We start from the raw sequence: 209 nt of genomic DNA, 5'->3' as shown, positions 1-209 counted from the left end.
ATTAAAGCTTTTAAACTTAAACCTGACTGTCATTGTACATCGAAATATCTGAATAACCTCATTGAGCAAGATCACCGTCATATTAAAGTAAGAAAGACAAGGTATCAAAGTATCAATACAGCAAAGAATACTTTAAAAGGTATTGAATGTATTTACGCTCTATATAAAAAGAACCGCAGGTCTCTTCAGATCTACGGATTTTCGCCATG

The 209-nt window shown here is 33.0% G+C and carries 1 protein-coding gene; it reads left to right on the top strand.

Annotation, left to right across the window (positions count from 1 at the left end; translation table 11 throughout):
* Positions 1-209: DDE-type integrase/transposase/recombinase (locus CD129_RS05100; protein WP_144437002.1), on the top strand; the 209-nt coding region annotated here is incomplete at both ends.

Source organism: Mammaliicoccus fleurettii, assembly GCF_003970575.1.
In the GTDB taxonomy this organism is placed as follows: Bacteria; Bacillota; Bacilli; order Staphylococcales; family Staphylococcaceae; genus Mammaliicoccus; species Mammaliicoccus fleurettii.
The sequence above is the reverse complement of the archived record's forward strand: the minus strand, read 5'-3'. Positions and strand labels throughout refer to the sequence as shown.